A 15,445-nucleotide genomic window follows, 5' to 3' on the forward strand; every position below is an offset into this window, starting at 1 on the left:
GCGCCAGCGGCGACGAGGAGGCTCAGCGCCGGCCCCGCGGAAAGCGAAGCGCCTGGAACGGAAATCAACAGCCCCATTCCAGCACAAACCAAAAAAACTGTAGACAAGCTCGATTTCCATCGAGTTTGTCTACAGTCTGAAGCAAGGGCATCCCCTTGCTTATCTTACCATCATTTCTGGTCTCCTAAAACGTATTCAGCGATATTTACAGCGTGATCCCCAATTCGTTCGAGGTTGCTGATAATGTCAACGAATACAATCCCAGCCTGTCCGGAGCAGTTTCCTTCATTCATGCGAAGGATATGCTGCTTTCTAAGCGTACGTTCCATACTGTCAATCTCATTTTCTTTTTTAACAACTGCAGAAGCGATTTCAAGATTTTTCTGATCAAGTGCCTGTAATGCTTCATCAACTGTCTGTACAGTAAGATTGAACATGATTTCAAGATCATCCATCGCAGTATCAGTCATCTTCACTTTGTTAGCCTGCTGGTATTCAACCAATTCGATGATGTTTTCGAAATGGTCACCGATTCTTTCGATATCGCGGACTGTATCAATCAGCATGCTATGTTCTTCTGATTCATGTGCTGATAATGAGCTTGTTGCTAAATCAACGAGATAATCAGTTATCTTGCGGTCAAGATTATTAATTGCATCCTCAAGCTGATACGCACTGCTAGCATGCTTGGTATTATGCGTTTTTAAGAATTGATTTGTTTCTTCAAGTCCTTTTAATGCAAATTTACCCATACGGAGTACTTCTTCCTTCGCCTGACCTAACGCGATAGAAGGAGATTGTTCGATAAATACTGGATCAAGATGCTGCGCCTTATAATCAACGATCGTATCTTCACCAGGAATAAGTTTAGTAACAATCAAGGCTAAGATCGCGATGAATGGCAGCTGGATTAACGTATTGGTTGTATTGAAAATCCCATGCGCAAATGCAATGGACATTTCAGGATTTAGATGTAATTTATCACTTAATAATTCAATCAGGCTTGTAAATGGCCGTAAAAGAATCAAGAAAATCGTTGTACCGATAAGATTGAAAAGCACGTGTGTTGCAGCTGCCCTCTTCGCAGCTACAGATGTGCCAATTGCAGCAAGAACTGCAGTGATCGTGGTGCCGACATTGTCACCAAACAAGATTGGTAATGCCCCATCAAGATTAATCATGGATTCAGCATGAAGACTTTGAAGAATACCAATAGTTGCACTGGAACTTTGAACAATCACTGTAAAAATAGTTCCGACAACAACTCCCAGGATCGGGTTTGAGCTCATCTCTACAGTCAAATCATGAAATGATTCCAAGCTTCTTAATGGTTTCATTCCTCCACTCATTAATTCTAACCCATAGAATAACGCTCCAAATCCAAAGACAATTTGTCCAAAGTTATGGATCTGCTTATTTTTAAAGAAAAATAACATAATTGATCCGACTGCTATGATAGGCAATGCATATTCGCCAATATCAATACCGATGATAAACGCTGTGACTGTAGTTCCGATGTTGGCACCCATGATTACCCCGATAGCCTGTCTTAATGTCATAAAACCGGCGCTTACGAGCCCGACAGTAATAACCGTAGTACCACTGCTTGTTTGTAATAGTACGGTTACAAAGATCCCTGCTAAAACACCCATTAAAGGATTCGTTGTAAAACGGTCCAAAATGTCCCTCAACCGTTCACCTGCTGATTTTTGCAGTCCGTCTCCCATAAATTTAATGCCGTATAAAAAAATTCCAAGACCCCCAAAGAACTCAAACAGCATTTCTTGTAAATTCAATTCCATTTTTTCAACCCCTAGAAAAATTTCGACAAAGAATTACAAACCTTCATTATTATGAAGGGATTTTTAATTAAAAGTAAACTGTTTAAGGTCCAAATTTACAATACCTTAACAATAGGGCTTTATGTTACAAAAATGTTACAGAAAGTACCCTGTCGCTTGTTTTCTCCATGGTTAAAAAGCTAAAATAATAGGCGGAATTGATATAAGGACGTGTATATATGAACCTCTTAAAACAATTTGTGAAAAGCCTGTATTCACCTCGTGATATCGCAGCATTCAGGTATCAGGGAATCGGAAAGACTATTTCATATGTTTTCCTGTTAACATTTTTATCAATACTTCCCTCTTCATTCTATTTTGCTTCAAGCATTCAGGACGCTCTTACCTCTTCAAGAGCGGTGATTGAATCAGAGCTCCCAGAGTTCAGCATTCAAGAAGGCCAGCTGAGGTCGGAGGCCAGAGAGCCTATTACTATAAAGAATGGAAGTTTTACGATGGTCTTTGATTCTACAGGTGCTGTTGAGTTAGAAGATTTCGCAGAAACCAATTCTGTTTTTGGGCTGCTGAAAGATCATGCCGTTCTTAATGCTGGTGGGCAAAGCAACACAATCCCATACACTTTACTCGCCGATGAAATGCTATCCAAAAAAGATATGCTCAGTTTGATTGACAGAGCCGGAGCCTTTCTTCCAATCGTTACTGGTTTATTCTTTACAGCTATTTACATTCTCTCTAGCGGAATGAAGTTTATCGAAATAACCCTCCTTGCCCTCTTCGGCTTACTATTAAAGCAGGTTGCAGGAAAAACCCTGGAATATAGGCATTTGTGGCGGATGGCAGCCTACAGTGTGACACTTCCCAGTTTATTCTTCACTATAATGGCTTTGCTGAAGACTGATGTGCCGAACGGCTTCTTGATCAACTGGTTCGTCAGCTCAATGATTCTTTTATTGGCAATCAAGGAACTTCCCTCCCAGAAGAATGATTTGGAGTAAAATGCGCCTTTGGCGTATTTTTTTTGGCTTAGGCTGTGTTAAAGCTGAATGTTGATTTTTAACCCTGTTGATTGTAGTGGAAGGCGCGAAGACTCCTTCGGGATGAAGCGGGTAGGTGAGACCTAGGTAGAAATGGCCCGAAAAGAAGGGGCCATTTTACCCAGCAGGAGCAAAGCGACGAGGAGGCTCACCCCACGCCCCGAGGAAAGCGAAGCGCCTGGAACGAAAATCAACAGCCTCGTTTAACAGAGCCTTGGCTTAAGGGACTGTTGATATCAACATTGGCCTAAACCATATACTTTCAAAAAACGTTTTAAAATCTAGTAATAAGTGTTCTTAACTCTACTTCAGGTACATATCATTTGATATAGGCATGAAAGAGAGGCTGATCCTGTGAAAAAGCTAGTGGGATTATTGGTATTCATAATAGTAACGTATGCGGTTTACAATGACTTGACTGCTGGGACTCTTCCCGCAGCAAATATGAAAATAATAGAAGCAAAGGAAAAGGAAGTTAAAAAGATTGAAGAGGAATCGGCAGGGATACCATATTTTGAACACGAGGTTAAACCGGGAGACACCGTTTTATCCGTATTGGACAGCAACTCAAAAACACCGCTTGCTGTACCTGTTTCAAAGGCAGTCGACGACTTCAAGCGATTGAATGATGGAACAGATCCGCAAAAGATCAAATTTGGCAGGACATACAAATTCCCGGATTATAGCAAGGGAAATAGTGAAGGCTAACAAATAGTCTTTCCTTGTCAACGGAAGCAGAAGATTGATAAAATGGGGATGTGCATCAATAAGAATTTATTATTTGAATTCCATTTTTTCAAAGGAGCGAATCACTGTTGAGTGAAATTATACATCGTACCAAGACCCGTCCAATTCGGGTTGGAAATTTAACTATAGGCGGCAATAACGAGGTTGTCATCCAAAGTATGACAACCACAAAGACACATGATGTAGAGGCGACTGTAGCTGAAATCAAGCGTCTTGAAGAAGCAGGCTGCCAGATTGTCCGTGTTGCATGCCCTGATGAAAGAGCAGCAAATGCAATACCTGAAATCAAAAAACGCATCAATATCCCGCTTGTGGTCGATATTCATTTTGATTATCGCCTCGCACTAAAGGCGATTGAGGGCGGAGCAGATAAAATCAGGATCAATCCAGGGAATATCGGGAAACGCGAAAAAGTCGAGGCAGTCGTAAAAGCAGCCAAGGAACGCGGAATCCCAATCAGGATTGGTGTAAATGCTGGTTCACTTGAAAGGCGCATCCTGGAGAAATACGGATATCCAACGGCGGACGGCATGGTCGAAAGTGCGTTGCATCACATTAAAATCCTTGAGGACCTTGATTTCCACAACATCATTGTTTCCATGAAGGCTTCTGATGTGAACCTTGCAATTGAAGCTTATGAAAAAGCTGCAAAGGCATTTGACTACCCGCTGCATCTTGGAATTACTGAATCCGGAACATTATTTGCAGGAACAGTAAAGAGTGCCGCTGGTCTTGGCGCTATTCTGAGCAAGGGTATCGGGAATACAGTAAGGGTTAGCTTAAGTGCCGATCCTGTTGAAGAAGTCAAAGTTGCCAGAGAGCTTCTAAAAGCATTTGGCCTTGCAGCAAATGCGGCGACATTGATTTCATGTCCTACATGCGGAAGGATTGAAATTGACCTGATCAGCATTGCAAACGAGGTCGAAGAGTACATTTCAAAAATTAAAGCTCCTATTAAGGTAGCAGTTCTTGGCTGTGCTGTAAACGGCCCTGGCGAAGCGCGTGAGGCAGATATCGGGATTGCTGGTGCAAGAGGGGAAGGGCTATTATTCCGTAAAGGAGAAATCGTCCGAAAGGTTCCTGAAGCGACAATGGTGGAGGAACTAAAAAAAGAAATCGATAAGATTGCAGAGGAGAAATTGCGTGAAGCTGCTGAAGCAGCCGCTGCAGTCCAGCAATAAGCAGATGTAAGACCCGGGAACTTTTCCCGGGTCTTTTTATAGCTTGCTTTATGCACCGTTAAAAAAACGGCAGGATGAAGATGCCAATCAGGATTGAAATAACCCCGATTCCTATTGCCCAGGTACCCAGCTCAGAACCCCTTCTGCGGGCCATGAAGCCAAGGACAATTCCGGCTGCTCCGAAAAGAACAGGCAGTATAAACAGCGACAAGATCGATAAGGCAAGAGCTGAGTATGCCAGCCCTCTTCCTCCAGTCGTACTTTCTTCTTCTGAGCCTCTGTTTCTGATTACAGGTGCAGGTGCCGCAATTTCTGCCGCGGTTTCTTCGCGGTAGCGATCGTCACGTTCAGGAGAGGCAATTGCAGTCATTTCCTGGTAGTGTTCGTCACGCTCGGATGAGTCGATTGCCGTCATTTCCTGGTAGTGTTCATCACGTTCAGGCGAAGCAATTGCCGTCATGTTCTGATAGTGTTCATCACGTTCAGGAACAGCAATCTCGGTTGCGGTCTCTTCCTGGTAAATTTCAGCACGTGCATCCCTTACAGTGATGACGTCCTGCTCAGGTTCAGTAATATATTCGGTACCAAGCTGTTTACGTTCTTGATCTGCCACTATAATCCCTCGCTTTCTGTAGTGGAGCATTTATTATTGTTTACAACGGGGGTGTATTTCATCATGGCAATGTTTGACTTGCCATGTTTACGAAGTAAAAGTAACTTTTGCCGTATATGTACATCTGGTAAGATTAAGATATAGTTTTTATTAAGGAGAAATCTGCATGAAAAAACGATTTGGCATAGATATTGACGGAACAGTTACATGCCCAACCACCTTTGTTCCTTATTTGAATGAAGCATTTAATTTAAATATTACGCTGGATGACATAAAGCAGTATGATTTTATGCCGCTTGTAACAGTATCCGAAAAAGAATTTGCGGCATGGTTCAAAAAGATGGAGCCTGTCATTTACTCCCAGTCTCCACTGGCAGAAGGAGCAAAAGAAGTTTTAAAAAAATGGGAAAAGCAGCATGAATTATTTTTCATCAGTGCAAGAGGGAGCCATCTAATGGACCTGACGAAGGAGTGGTTTACAGCTCAGGAACTGGGGTTTGATGATATTCATTTGATTGGTTCACATGATAAAATCGAGGCAGCACGGAAATATAATGTTGATATTTTCTTTGAGGACAAACATGATAACGCAGTAATTCTCCATGAAGAGCTAAACATTCCGGTCCTGCTCTTCGATACTCCCTATAACCAGGAGCCCATTCCTGAGGGAGTCATCCGCGTAAAAACGTGGATTGAAGCGAGGGACTGGGTGGAGAATTGGCTTAATCATAGTTAAACGGCCCTGTTTCTGGCCGTTTTTTATTTTGGAGAACCTTATAATATAATTATCCGCTGCAAGAAAAGGCCTGGCTGCTGCCAGCCAGGCCTTTCATTTATGGTTTAATTATTGTACACAATCAGGGCAGCGGCCATAAATCTCAAATTTATGCCCGGAAATATCATACCCTTTAAAGCTGCCCTCGATATTTCTCATCGGACAAGTCTCAATTTCCTTGGTCTTGCCGCAATCCAGGCATATAAAATGATGGTGATGTTCTTTATGCGAACAAGTAAAACGGAAATGCTTCTCCCCAGACAGCTCTGTCATTTCCAGAATTCCAAGCTCAACAAACACGCTAAGGTTCCTGTAGATCGTATCAAAGCTTAATCCCGGGTAGTTCCCTTTCATCTGCTCCAAGACATCTCTTGCCGTCAAATATTTATCATTATCGGAAAAAAGCTGAAGCATGTCCTCCCGCTTTCCGGTATGTTTATAACCCTGTTCCTTCAGAAGGTTCATGGCATCATTTACATTCATAAGAGTCACCCCGCTAAATAGGTCTTGTTGAAGCGCGTTTCTTCAGCCATATGGCCAAGATCAGGATGAGTACCGCAATCATGACGATTGTGCCGCCTGGTGCAAGGTCCATGTAGTAAGAGAGAATAAGTCCTCCCAGTACAGAGATTTCGCCAAAAAGGATGGAGAAGAAGATGGTTTGCTTAAATCCCTTAGCAAATCTGATACTTGCTGCGACCGGCAGCGTCATCAAAGAAGATACAAGCAGGATACCGACTATTCTCATGGAAGCAGCAATAACCAATGCAACCATAATAATAAAGATGAAGTGCAGCGTCTTTGCAGCTATGCCTGTAGCCCGTGCATACTCTTCATCAAAAGATAATAAGAATAATTCCTTATACAGCAGAATAACCAGCGCAATGACGAGTATACTGATGATCGCAATCGTCCAGAGATCTGTCCTGCTGACAGCACTGACACTCCCAAACAAGTAACTGAACAAGTCTGTATTAAAACCATCGGCAAGCGAAATAAAGATGACACCAAGCCCGATTCCGCCTGACAAAATAATCGGTATAGCCAATTCTTGATAGTGCTTGTAAACAGATCTTAATTTTTCAATAAAGAGCGAGCCGCCTACCGAAAATGCCATCCCCATATATAACGGGTTCACACCGCTGAAAAGCATGAACTTCTTTTCAAGCAGCAAACTTGCCGCTATACCAGCCAATGTCACGTGGCTTAGGGCATCCGCAATGAGTGACAGCCGGCGGACAACAATAAAAACACCAAGAAGCGGAGCAATCACCCCAATGATCAATCCTGTCAGGAAAGCATTCTGCAAAAATTCATACTGCATCAAACCTCTGATCATGAATGGGCCCCCTCATGATGATGATGGTCATGTGTCAAAACATGGATATCATGCCCGTAGATTTCTGAAACCTCATTAACCTTCAGTTGTTCAAATTCTTCGGTACTTCCATGGAAGTGCATGTTTTTATTCAGGCAGGCTACATTTGTAACCTTATCGGATATCGTCCCGATATCATGAGTTACGAGCAGGAGCGTGATTCCGTTCTTTTTATTAAGCGTTTCAAGCATTTCATAAAAGGAATTGACATTCTTAGCATCCACACCGACTGTAGGTTCATCAAGAATCAGCAATTCCGGATTGCTGACAAGAGCTCTTGCAATAAAAATCCGCTGCTGCTGGCCCCCGGAAAGCTCTCCGATATTCCTGTCAATATACTCTGCCATTCCCACAGATTCTATGGCCTGCCTGATTTTATCATCATCCGTTTTTTTCAGAAATGTAAAAAGACCAAGCTTTTTTGTCAAACCGCTAGCAACCACTTCAAAAACAGTTGCCGGAAAACCAGTATTGAATGAATTTGCTTTCTGTGACACAAAGCCGATCTTATGCTGGTCCTTGAATTTATTGCTTTCCTGTCCAAATAATTTAATCAAGCCTTGCTGCGGTTTCAGCAGTCCCAGCATCAGCTTTAGAAGGGTTGATTTACCAGAACCGTTTGGCCCGACAATTGCCAGAAAGCTCCCCTTCTCAATATTCAAATTTATATTTTCAAGTACATTCTCTTTTTCGTATCGATAATACAAATCCTGCACCTGGACAATATATTCTTTATTGCTCATTTAATCACCCGCATAAAATAAGAATCATTACGATTTACATTAAGTAGTATATCTTTATCCTTGCTGATTGTAAACAATATGATTCGCATTATCCGAAATTCCCCACTCCTGATAGCAAAAACAGCACTTAAGAAAGAAAAAGTGTCACTATTTCCTCCGCTGGCTCATAGGCTACTATGGAGGAGTGATGAACTTTGGCTATTTTTGAAAATATCATAAACCATAAAATAAGCAATATTACGGCTGATGAACTGTTAAAATATGCGAAACAATTTCAAATCTCTGTCTCAAAACCGCAGGCTCAGAAAATTGCCGAGTACTTACGAGGGAAAAAAGTCAATATTTTCAATAATTCGGAACGGACTGCTTTGATCAAGGAAATTGCCAGGATCACAAACCCGGAAACAGCTCGGGAGGTTAACAAGCTTTTTATCCAGTTCACTAAATGAGACCTCATAAGTTAGTTGCTAATTTTACAATTCGGTTTTAAAGATAAATAAAAAGCTGCCGGTTCCTTTGCCTTATGGCTAAGTGTAAACCGTCAGCTTTTCTCTTTATCTCCTGCTTATCCCATCATGATCTTATCCAGCAGGCTTTCCTCAAATTGTTTGCTCTTCAGCATTGCGATTTCATGTTTGTACGGTGCTTTTTTATTGTTCTTGTCTTCCCCGACAAATGGGGTTTCGAGTATTTTCGGAATGGCTGTCAGCTGAGGATGGTGCACAATATAGCTTAGTGCATCAAAACCGATATGACCAAATCCGATATTCTCATGGCGGTCCTTCCTCATGCCCATAGCGTTTTTGCTGTCATTGATATGAAGAACCTTCAGCCGGTCAATACCAATGATTTTGTCAAATTCATTCAGGACACCGTCAAAATCCTCGACAACCGGATAGCCTGCATCATGAGTATGGCAAGTGTCAAAGCAGACAGAGAGTTTGTCATTGTAGTTGACCCCGTCGATAATCATTGCTAACTCTTCGAAGGACTTTCCGCATTCCGATCCCTTTCCCGCCATCGTCTCGAGGGCAATCTGGACATTGTCATTGACCGTTAGGACCTCATTCAGGCCCTCGACAATTTTCCGGATGCCTAATTCTGTGCCTGCACCGACATGCGCTCCAGGGTGCAGGACGATTTGCTTCGCTCCGAGTGCCTCTGTTCGATCGATTTCACTTCTGAGGAATCTTACACCCAAGTCGAAAGTATCGGGATTGGAGGTATTACCGATGTTGATGATATACGGGGCATGGACTACAATCTCACTGATGCCGTTCTGCTCCATATGTCTCCGGCCCTCTTCAATATTAAGGTCCTCGATTTTCTTCCGTCTAGTATTCTGGGGTGCCCCAGTATAAATCATAAAGGTATTTGCTCCATATGATACTGCTTCTTCACTGGCAGCCAGAAGCATTTTTTTGCCGCTCATTGAAACATGTGAGCCAATTAGCATACCTAATCTCTCCCTAACACATATTACTTTTTCTTCTGAAGACGGTTTTGTCTCTTTTTAATCTTATCCATTTCCGCCTGCATTTTCTTCTTGTAGCCCGGCTTTACCTTCTTCGGCTTGGAAACAAGCGATTTAGCAACTGCTTCGCCTGGTGATTCTTTTTTCTTTCTGTTCTGGCGCCTGTTGCGTTCTTCTATCTCAGTGAATTCACCCTTTTTCAAATCAATGTTCTTAAAGGTGACTCCCATTTTCTCAAGTCTCACTAATGCATCCTCATCACTTTGCTCATAAATCGTCAGCGCGATTCCTGATGAACCTGCACGTGCTGTCCTTCCCACCCTGTGGATATAAAAATCGAGGTCAGTAGGAAGTTCATAGTTAATTACATGGCTGATTCCCTGGATGTCAATTCCCCTAGCAGCAAGGTCGGTCGCAACAAGATACTGGAATTCAAGATCTTTAATCTGCTTCATGACCCTCTTCCGTTCACGCGGACTCAGGTCACCATGGATACGGCCAACTTTCATGCCCTTCTGGATTAAGCCATCGGCAATCTCATCTGCCTTTTTCTTCGTATTCGCGAATACGATTCCAAGGTAAGGGTTAAATGCAAGCAATGCCGAATGGACAAGGCCGATCTTATCCCTATGTCTTGATGGCAAAAGAATATGCTCGATATTTTCAGCTGTTGCCTGTTTAGGATCAACCTGGACATATTTTGGGTTTTCCATGTATTTTTTCAGGAATGGCTTCAATTTCTCCGGGATGGTAGCTGAAAAAACAAGCATTTGAAGCTTTTCAGGCATGCGGGATGCAAACTGGTCTATATCCTCAATGAAGCCCATATCAAGCATGAGATCCGCTTCGTCAACAACCAGTACCGATGCTGTATGCACGTATAAGGCATTTTCTTTTACGAGATCATTAATCCTGCCTGGAGTACCGATTACAATTTGAGGCTGAGTCTTAAGCTTTTCGATGGTTCTTTGCTTATCTGTACCGCCAATGTAGCAGCGAGCGGTAATTCTTTCATCCTCTGGAGCACTCTCGGCAATTTTCAATACTTCATGATAGATCTGGTTGGCAAGCTCGCGTGTAGGCGCCGCGATGACAGCCTGGACTTCATTGCGGGCAGCATCGATCTTGTTCATGATTGGCAAAACATAGGCATGCGTTTTGCCTGTACCTGTCTGCGACTGGCCAATCGCGCTCTCCCCTTTTAAAATGGTCGGAATCAAGCGCTCCTGTATTTCTGTTGGCTCATGAAAGCCAAGCTTTTTCACAGCATTTATGATGAAAGGCTTAAGTTCATATCGTTCAAATTTTGTTTCTGTCATTGTAAATCTCCTTTTTTACCCTTGTCCTTTTATCGCTCAGGACTTCAGCCCGTTCCGTAAGCTGGTCTCTTCAGGTTCATCCTGTAATTATAATAAAGATTGCAGAAAATCTCCAATCAGTACTATATTAACCTTTCCTTGTAAAAAAACAACCTGTTTCATGGCAAAAGCAATTTATTAAACCATTTCCAGTCAGCTGCATACTCTAATAGGAGACGATTAATGGAAAGGAGGGGTCTCTATGCTTCAAGGACCCCGTATGAATTCCCGAGGGATGCCGCAGCACTTCATGGGACCCATGCCCATGGGAAGGCCTGGCATGCCACCTCGCCAGATGCCCCCAGGAAGCTTTGCACCTATGCCAAGGATGCGCCAGGGACAGTTTGGCCCAATGAATAGCCGAGGGCCACAAAGAAAACAAGGTGGCGGCCTGCTGGCCAAAATTCTCGGCAAAGGAGGAGGAAGAGGTCCGGGGAGCCCTGTAAATGGCCTGCTATCAGCCGGAAGCAGTCCGGCACGTGCGGCTGCAGGCTCTGGAGGAGGCTTCCTGAAAACATTGACCGACCCGGCAGCCCTTAACGGCTTTCTTACCAATACACAAAAAGTGCTGAGCACAGCCCAGCAATTCGGTCCAATGATTCAGCAGTACGGCCCTCTCGTCCGCAACCTGCCTTCGATGTGGAAACTGTATAAAGGCCTTAAGGATATGCCCGATGCGGATGAGCAGGCAAAAAGTTCGCCTGTTGAATCGGAGAGCACAGAAGAAATTGAGTCGGTGCATGAACCCGTCAAGAAAAAAGCTTCAGCAAAAAAGCGCAGAAAAACATCAGCCGGTAAGGGAAAGCAGGCTCCTAAAGGATCTTCATCCCCAAAACTTTTTATATAGCCAGGCGGATCCTTTAATACATTCCAGTGAAAAAAGTCACTTTTGTATTCTTTCTGCAAGTCTTATATAATAAAAGAGAGAATCAGAGGTTTTCGCAGGAGGATGACGCAATGAATGTTATTAAAATTTCACCGCGCGGCTATTGCTATGGCGTAGTAGACGCTATGGTCATTGCACGCAATGCTGCACTCGACAAAAGCTTGCCGCGGCCTATATATATACTTGGGATGATTGTCCATAATAAACATGTCACCGATGCCTTCGAAGAAGAAGGCATTATCACACTAGATGGAAACAACCGCAGGGAAATCCTGGAGAAGGTTGATGGCGGGACCGTTATTTTTACTGCCCACGGAATTTCACCAGAGGTCCGGGAGCTGGCTAAAAAGAAAGGCCTGGTTTCCATCGACGCAACCTGTCCTGATGTCACGAACACCCACAACCTGATCCGTGCCAAGGAAGAAGAAGGCTACGAGGTCATTTATATCGGCAAAAAAGGTCACCCTGAACCCGAGGGCGCAGTTGGCGTCGCACCTGGAATTGTCCACCTCGTTGAAACAGCTGCAGATGTTGAAGCACTATCATTGGATGCTGAAAAACTGATTGTAACGAACCAGACGACAATGAGCCAGTGGGATGTTGCAGAAATCATGGAGAAAGTAAAAGAAAAATTCCCGCATGCAGAGGTCCATAAAGAAATCTGCATGGCAACCCAGGTTCGTCAGGAGGCTGTTGCGGAACAGGCAAAAGAGGCTGATGTCCTCATCGTTGTAGGCGATCCAAAAAGCAATAACTCCAATCGCCTGGCGCAGGTATCAGAAGAAATCGCTGGCACCAAAGCCTACAGGATTGCAGATATTACTGAATTGGATATTGATTGGATAAGAGAGGCAAAAACGGTCGCTGTGACCTCTGGAGCGTCGACACCTACGCCGATTACCAAAGAGGTCATTACCTTCATTGATCAATTTGACCCAGAGAACGAAGCAACATGGGTCAAAGAGAAAAAGGTTCCTTTAAGCAAAATCCTTCCAAAGGTAAAAAAGGCAGAAGCAAGTCTATAGACAATATAAAGCAGCCTGAATGAATTCAGGCTGCTTTGCTTTTATAAGGTTCTTTCGAAGTATCTTAAATAAATGTAAAAGGGTCGGTGCCGATTTCAGATGGAAGGAAAACGACATCATAGCCTTTTTCCTTGCAGAGCTTATCCATTGCTTTGGCTACCCCTTTTTTCATCACCTTTTCGACATTATGGCCTGGATCGATCATATTCAAGCCTGCCATCATGGCATCATGAGCAGTATGATAATATATGTCCCCAGTGATATAAACATCAGCTCCGCGGAATTTGGCCTGAGTATAATACTTATTGCCATCACCGCCCAGGACAGCAGCCTTTTTCACTTTTGCATTTAAATCACCGACAACACGGACCGTGTCAACCTCAAAGGCTTGCTTCACTTTTTCAGCAAATTCTCCAAGTGTGGTTTCAGCCACTTTACCGATGCGTCCAAGCCCCAGCTGTTCCCCTTTATTCTCAAGGCTGTAAACATCATAGGCGACCTCTTCATATGGATGAGCTTTAATCATAGCTTGTAATACTTTTTTTTCAAGACTTTGCGGAAAAATAGTCTCCACCCTGACTTCATTGACCGATTCAAGCTTTCCCTGTTTCCCTATATGAGGATTTGTATCTTCACCAGGAAGGAAGCGGCCTTCTCCCAATCCTGAAAACGAACAGTGGCTGTAATTGCCTATAGAACCAGCACCCGCATTGCCGAGAGCTTCCCTCAGTTTTTCAGCATTTTCCGCTGGAACAAAAACAACCAGCTTTTTCAATTTATCTTCGTATGTAGGTATCAGCACTTCCGGGTCCTGTAACCCCAGAGCATCGGAAAGCAAATCGTTCACTCCGCCGACAGCCACATCGAGATTTGTATGGGCAGCGTAAACCGCGATATCATGCTTGATTAGCTTTGCAATCATCCTGCCTGAAGGGGTTTCTGTCGCGATTTTCTGGAGCGGCCTGAAAATCGGTGGATGATGGGCGATGATTAATTGGACATTCTTTGCAATAGCTTCCTCCACCACTTCCTCAGTCACATCCAAAGCAACCAGGACATTTTGCACATGCTGATTTAATGCGCCTATTTGCAGCCCGATTTTATCACCTTCCATCGCGTAGGCCTTTGGGGAAAATTGTTCAAATAGCTGGATGACTTCATGTCCGTTTACCTTTTTCACTTAAGTACCTCCTCTGCCATCTTGATCTTAAGCTCAAGCTCCTGCCGTTTTTCAGCCGTTTCATCATTTTGGACTGCGATTTCAAGCTGCTGCTTGATTCGTTCCCAGTTCTTTTTTTCATGGTTCCATTTTTCTATGAAAGCTGGATGCTTTTCTTGCATTAAAAACGGGCCGAACAGGATGCCTTTCTCCCGGTCGATTTGCTCGTAAGGCTTTAATGGTTCCCCTTTTTCTGCTACGAGGATCTCGTAAATTTTTCCATCCTCTTTAAGGATTTCTTCCTTTATTAATTCCCATTGATGGTCGATCAGCCAGCGGCGTACTGCAAAGCTGCCTACATTCGGCTGCAGAATCAGCCGTTTGACTCCATCAAGTTTAGAATTTCCACGCTCCAGGATATTTGAAATCAAAGTCCCTCCCATACCTGCGATCGTGATGCACTCCACCTCGCCAGGCTGGATCACATCCAGGCCATCTCCCTTGCGGACTGTTATAAAATCTGTAAGTCCCTCAGATTTAACCTGTTCCAGTGCAGATAAAAAGGGCCCTTCTGCGACTTCACCTGCTATGGCAAAAGAGACATTTCCCTTCTTTACAGCATTGCAGGGCAGGTACGCGTGGTCAGAACCAATATCAGCCAGCCTGGCACCCTCCGGAATATTATTTGCAACGGCTTGCAGCCTGTTTGATAGCTTTTCAGCATTCATGAAAGTCACCTTCTAGTTCTTAGTTTGCTTTTATTAGTATATGAAAAGGTCGAGGCCCTTGTCCAATTGTGGAAAGAAATAAAAGTAAAGGCCCTTTGCTAAAGCAAAGAGCCTTTTAAACTTACTTCAATTCTGTAGTCAGCCATTCAGCCATTTGTTCTTCCTTGCCTGCAGCCATTCCAGGAGGCATGTTGCCTTTACCGTTAATCAGGATATCCTTGATTTCATCCTTGGAATACTTGCTGCCAACGCCCTTCAAAGAAGGACCTGACACACCTTCGTACTGATTGCCATGGCAGCCAGCACATGTTTGCTGATAGAACTCTTCTGGGTTAACCTCAGCAGTTTCTTCAGTCTTGCCGCCGCCTTCCTTTTCCTTCGCAAGGTCTTCGGAATCTCCGAGGCCTTTGAAAGAAAGCAGGAACATCAAGCCGATACCCATAACCATGATCAAAACGAATGGAATGATTGGATTACGATTCATTTAAATACCCTCCCTTATGTATAACATCACTTTTAAATAATAATTTCAAGCAACTATT

Annotated in this window: 17 protein-coding genes; 7 read left to right on the forward strand and 10 right to left on the reverse strand. The window is 43.5% G+C overall.

Going from position 1 to position 15,445, the window contains the following annotated elements; genetic code table 11:
• Positions 1 to 170 precede the first annotated feature (170 nt).
• The gene (locus AC3EBE_RS04995; RefSeq protein ID WP_488593920.1) at positions 171 to 1,802 is read right to left on the reverse strand and encodes a Na/Pi cotransporter family protein; all 1,632 of its coding nucleotides are present in this window, start codon (positions 1,800 to 1,802) and stop codon (positions 171 to 173) included.
• A 218-nt stretch (positions 1,803 to 2,020) separates the two neighbouring features.
• Between AC3EBE_RS04995 and AC3EBE_RS05000 the strand changes: the two genes are divergently transcribed.
• The 3 genes from AC3EBE_RS05000 to ispG all read left to right on the forward strand — a co-directional run bounded on the left by AC3EBE_RS05000 (position 2,021) and on the right by ispG (position 4,764).
• Positions 2,021 to 2,797 carry a DUF1189 domain-containing protein gene (locus tag AC3EBE_RS05000; RefSeq protein ID WP_488593921.1) on the forward strand — a complete coding sequence of 259 codons (777 nt, stop codon included), beginning with the start codon at positions 2,021 to 2,023 and terminating at the stop codon, positions 2,795 to 2,797.
• A 393-nt stretch (positions 2,798 to 3,190) separates the two neighbouring features.
• Complete coding sequence (locus tag AC3EBE_RS05005; protein WP_488593922.1) at positions 3,191 to 3,544, forward strand: LysM peptidoglycan-binding domain-containing protein; 354 nt, start codon at positions 3,191 to 3,193, stop codon at positions 3,542 to 3,544.
• 116 nt (positions 3,545 to 3,660) lie between these two features.
• The gene (gene ispG, locus AC3EBE_RS05010; RefSeq protein WP_488594010.1) at positions 3,661 to 4,764 is read left to right on the forward strand and encodes a flavodoxin-dependent (E)-4-hydroxy-3-methylbut-2-enyl-diphosphate synthase; all 1,104 of its coding nucleotides are present in this window, start codon (positions 3,661 to 3,663) and stop codon (positions 4,762 to 4,764) included.
• Positions 4,765 to 4,822: 58 nt separating this feature from the next.
• Here ispG and AC3EBE_RS05015 read toward each other — a convergent pair whose 3' ends face one another.
• A complete protein-coding gene (locus AC3EBE_RS05015; RefSeq protein ID WP_488593923.1) occupies positions 4,823 to 5,377 on the reverse strand; it encodes a DUF4190 domain-containing protein in 555 nt (184 codons plus the stop codon).
• A 166-nt stretch (positions 5,378 to 5,543) separates the two neighbouring features.
• Between AC3EBE_RS05015 and AC3EBE_RS05020 the strand changes: the two genes are divergently transcribed.
• Positions 5,544 to 6,113 carry a hypothetical protein gene (locus AC3EBE_RS05020; RefSeq protein ID WP_488593924.1) on the forward strand — a complete coding sequence of 190 codons (570 nt, stop codon included), beginning with the start codon at positions 5,544 to 5,546 and terminating at the stop codon, positions 6,111 to 6,113.
• A gap of 108 nt (positions 6,114 to 6,221) precedes the next feature.
• On the opposite strand, the gene zur is transcribed toward AC3EBE_RS05020, so the two are convergent.
• The 3 genes from zur to AC3EBE_RS05035 are packed head-to-tail and all read right to left on the reverse strand — an operon-like array spanning position 6,222 to position 8,273.
• Positions 6,222 to 6,635 (reverse strand): zinc uptake transcriptional repressor Zur, encoded by a 414-nt coding sequence (gene zur, locus AC3EBE_RS05025; RefSeq protein WP_488593925.1) that lies wholly within the window; start codon positions 6,633 to 6,635, stop codon positions 6,222 to 6,224.
• 13 nt (positions 6,636 to 6,648) lie between these two features.
• The gene (locus AC3EBE_RS05030) at positions 6,649 to 7,491 is read right to left on the reverse strand and encodes a metal ABC transporter permease (protein WP_488593926.1); all 843 of its coding nucleotides are present in this window, start codon (positions 7,489 to 7,491) and stop codon (positions 6,649 to 6,651) included.
• Positions 7,488 to 8,273 (reverse strand): metal ABC transporter ATP-binding protein, encoded by a 786-nt coding sequence (locus AC3EBE_RS05035; RefSeq protein ID WP_488593927.1) that lies wholly within the window; start codon positions 8,271 to 8,273, stop codon positions 7,488 to 7,490. Before AC3EBE_RS05035 ends, AC3EBE_RS05030 begins: the two co-directional genes overlap by 4 nt.
• Before the next feature lie 194 nt (positions 8,274 to 8,467).
• Between AC3EBE_RS05035 and AC3EBE_RS05040 the strand changes: the two genes are divergently transcribed.
• Positions 8,468 to 8,722: a DUF2624 domain-containing protein gene (locus AC3EBE_RS05040; RefSeq protein WP_488593928.1), complete on the forward strand. Its 255-nt coding sequence runs from the start codon at positions 8,468 to 8,470 to the stop codon at positions 8,720 to 8,722.
• A gap of 116 nt (positions 8,723 to 8,838) precedes the next feature.
• Here the strand turns inward: AC3EBE_RS05040 and AC3EBE_RS05045 are convergent, their stop codons facing one another.
• Together AC3EBE_RS05045 and AC3EBE_RS05050 are read right to left on the reverse strand one after the other, a co-directional pair.
• Positions 8,839 to 9,729 carry a deoxyribonuclease IV gene (locus AC3EBE_RS05045; protein ID WP_488593929.1) on the reverse strand — a complete coding sequence of 297 codons (891 nt, stop codon included), beginning with the start codon at positions 9,727 to 9,729 and terminating at the stop codon, positions 8,839 to 8,841.
• A 23-nt stretch (positions 9,730 to 9,752) separates the two neighbouring features.
• The gene (locus tag AC3EBE_RS05050) at positions 9,753 to 11,066 is read right to left on the reverse strand and encodes a DEAD/DEAH box helicase (protein WP_488593930.1); all 1,314 of its coding nucleotides are present in this window, start codon (positions 11,064 to 11,066) and stop codon (positions 9,753 to 9,755) included.
• A gap of 241 nt (positions 11,067 to 11,307) precedes the next feature.
• On the opposite strand from AC3EBE_RS05050, the gene vrrA reads away from it, so the two are divergent.
• Complete coding sequence (gene vrrA, locus AC3EBE_RS05055; RefSeq protein WP_488593931.1) at positions 11,308 to 11,952, forward strand: VrrA/YqfQ family protein; 645 nt, start codon at positions 11,308 to 11,310, stop codon at positions 11,950 to 11,952.
• Positions 11,953 to 12,062: 110 nt separating this feature from the next.
• A complete protein-coding gene (locus AC3EBE_RS05060) occupies positions 12,063 to 13,016 on the forward strand; it encodes a 4-hydroxy-3-methylbut-2-enyl diphosphate reductase (protein WP_488593932.1) in 954 nt (317 codons plus the stop codon).
• A 64-nt stretch (positions 13,017 to 13,080) separates the two neighbouring features.
• On the opposite strand, the gene AC3EBE_RS05065 is transcribed toward AC3EBE_RS05060, so the two are convergent.
• From AC3EBE_RS05065 to cccA, 3 genes are all read right to left on the reverse strand, one after another.
• Complete coding sequence (locus AC3EBE_RS05065; RefSeq protein ID WP_488593933.1) at positions 13,081 to 14,196, reverse strand: Nif3-like dinuclear metal center hexameric protein; 1,116 nt, start codon at positions 14,194 to 14,196, stop codon at positions 13,081 to 13,083.
• The gene (locus AC3EBE_RS05070) at positions 14,193 to 14,903 is read right to left on the reverse strand and encodes a tRNA (adenine(22)-N(1))-methyltransferase (protein ID WP_488593934.1); all 711 of its coding nucleotides are present in this window, start codon (positions 14,901 to 14,903) and stop codon (positions 14,193 to 14,195) included. The genes AC3EBE_RS05065 and AC3EBE_RS05070 overlap by 4 nt, the downstream gene beginning before the upstream one ends.
• A gap of 121 nt (positions 14,904 to 15,024) precedes the next feature.
• On the reverse strand, positions 15,025 to 15,387 hold the full coding sequence (gene cccA, locus AC3EBE_RS05075) for a cytochrome c550 (protein WP_488593935.1): 363 nt from the start codon (positions 15,385 to 15,387) through the stop codon (positions 15,025 to 15,027).
• Between the last annotated feature and the right edge of the window lie 58 nt (positions 15,388 to 15,445).

The organism is Mesobacillus sp., assembly GCF_057785455.1.

Bases quoted from the DNA above. Each gene is read 5' to 3' on its own strand.
- AC3EBE_RS05060 (WP_488593932.1), top strand. From the start codon at position 12,063: ATGAATGTTATTAAAATTTCACCGCGCGGCTATTGCTATGGCGTAGTA.
- zur (WP_488593925.1), bottom strand. From the start codon at position 6,635: ATGAATGTAAATGATGCCATGAACCTTCTGAAGGAACAGGGTTATAAA.
- AC3EBE_RS05070 (WP_488593934.1), bottom strand. From the start codon at position 14,903: ATGAATGCTGAAAAGCTATCAAACAGGCTGCAAGCCGTTGCAAATAAT.
- AC3EBE_RS05000 (WP_488593921.1), top strand. From the start codon at position 2,021: ATGAACCTCTTAAAACAATTTGTGAAAAGCCTGTATTCACCTCGTGAT.
- AC3EBE_RS05030 (WP_488593926.1), bottom strand. From the start codon at position 7,491: ATGATCAGAGGTTTGATGCAGTATGAATTTTTGCAGAATGCTTTCCTG.
- AC3EBE_RS05035 (WP_488593927.1), bottom strand. From the start codon at position 8,273: ATGAGCAATAAAGAATATATTGTCCAGGTGCAGGATTTGTATTATCGA.
- AC3EBE_RS05050 (WP_488593930.1), bottom strand. From the start codon at position 11,066: ATGACAGAAACAAAATTTGAACGATATGAACTTAAGCCTTTCATCATA.
- cccA (WP_488593935.1), bottom strand. From the start codon at position 15,387: ATGAATCGTAATCCAATCATTCCATTCGTTTTGATCATGGTTATGGGT.
- AC3EBE_RS05045 (WP_488593929.1), bottom strand. From the start codon at position 9,729: ATGCTAATTGGCTCACATGTTTCAATGAGCGGCAAAAAAATGCTTCTG.
- vrrA (WP_488593931.1), top strand. From the start codon at position 11,308: ATGCTTCAAGGACCCCGTATGAATTCCCGAGGGATGCCGCAGCACTTC.
- AC3EBE_RS05020 (WP_488593924.1), top strand. From the start codon at position 5,544: ATGAAAAAACGATTTGGCATAGATATTGACGGAACAGTTACATGCCCA.
- AC3EBE_RS04995 (WP_488593920.1), bottom strand. From the start codon at position 1,802: ATGGAATTGAATTTACAAGAAATGCTGTTTGAGTTCTTTGGGGGTCTT.